Below are 1715 nucleotides of genomic sequence, written 5' to 3' on the forward strand. Positions count from 1 at the left end.
GTAGTCCTTTGAAAACTGAACAAAGTTTCGTAAATGTGATAGGGCTTTTCGATTTAGATCGGAAAGAATTAAACATAACGAAGTCAATTCGCTAGTAACAATAACAAATCGAGTCATTCAAACATCATGATATGAGAGTTTGATCCTGGCTCAGGATGAACGCTGGCGGCGTGCCTAATACATGCAAGTCGAACGAGGTATTGGTGATTGAAGTCTTCGGACTGATTTCACCGCTTACCGAGTGGCGGACGGGTGAGTAACACGTGGGTAACCTGCCCTTAAGTGGGGGATAACATTTGGAAACAGATGCTAATACCGCATAAACCTTTGGACCACATGGTCCAAAGTTGAAAGGCGGCTTTCGAGCTGTCGCTTTTGGATGGACCCGCGGCGTATTAGCTAGTTGGTAAGGTAAAGGCTTACCAAGGCGATGATACGTAGCCGACCTGAGAGGGTGATCGGCCACATTGGGACTGAGACACGGCCCAAACTCCTACGGGAGGCAGCAGTAGGGAATCTTCCACAATGGACGCAAGTCTGATGGAGCAACGCCGCGTGAGTGAAGAAGGTTTTCGGATCGTAAAACTCTGTTGTTGGAGAAGAACACGTTTGAGAGTAACTGTTCAGACGTTGACGGTATCCAACCAGAAAGCCACGGCTAACTACGTGCCAGCAGCCGCGGTAATACGTAGGTGGCAAGCGTTATCCGGATTTATTGGGCGTAAAGCGAGCGCAGGCGGTTTCTTAAGTCTGATGTGAAAGCCCTCGGCTTAACCGAGGAAGTGCATCGGAAACTGGGAGACTTGAGTGCAGAAGAGGACAGTGGAACTCCATGTGTAGCGGTGAAATGCGTAGATATATGGAAGAACACCAGTGGCGAAGGCGGCTGTCTGGTCTGTAACTGACGCTGAGGCTCGAAAGCATGGGTAGCGAACAGGATTAGATACCCTGGTAGTCCATGCCGTAAACGATGAATGCTAGGTGTTGGAGGGTTTCCGCCCTTCAGTGCCGCAGCTAACGCATTAAGCATTCCGCCTGGGGAGTACGACCGCAAGGTTGAAACTCAAAGGAATTGACGGGGGCCCGCACAAGCGGTGGAGCATGTGGTTTAATTCGAAGCAACGCGAAGAACCTTACCAGGTCTTGACATCTTCTGCTATTCTGAGAGATCAGAAGTTCCCTTCGGGGACGGAATGACAGGTGGTGCATGGTTGTCGTCAGCTCGTGTCGTGAGATGTTGGGTTAAGTCCCGCAACGAGCGCAACCCTTATGACTAGTTGCCAGCATTTAGTTGGGCACTCTAGTAAGACTGCCGGTGACAAACCGGAGGAAGGTGGGGACGACGTCAAATCATCATGCCCCTTATGACCTGGGCTACACACGTGCTACAATGGCCGGTACAACGAGCTGCGAACCCGCGAGGGTAAGCGAATCTCTTAAAGCCGGTCTCAGTTCGGACTGTAGGCTGCAACTCGCCTACACGAAGTCGGAATCGCTAGTAATCGCGGATCAGCATGCCGCGGTGAATACGTTCCCGGGCCTTGTACACACCGCCCGTCACACCATGAGAGTTTGTAACACCCGAAGCCGGTGGGGTAACCTTTCGAGGGACTAGCCGTCTAAGGTGGGACAGATGATTAGGGTGAAGTCGTAACAAGGTAGCCGTAGGAGAACCTGCGGCTGGATCACCTCCTTTCTAAGGAAATGATGCGTAA

Annotated in this window: 1 rRNA gene; it reads left to right on the forward strand. The window is 51.3% G+C overall.

Annotated elements, in window-relative coordinates:
• The first annotated feature begins 127 nt into the window (after positions 1-127).
• Positions 128-1696: ribosomal RNA gene (locus FD02_RS04395) — 16S ribosomal RNA — on the forward strand.
• The last annotated feature ends 19 nt before the right edge of the window (positions 1697-1715 follow it).

The sequence above is a fragment of the Lacticaseibacillus nasuensis JCM 17158 genome (genome assembly GCF_001434705.1).
GTDB classification, from domain to species: domain Bacteria; phylum Bacillota; class Bacilli; order Lactobacillales; family Lactobacillaceae; genus Lacticaseibacillus; species Lacticaseibacillus nasuensis.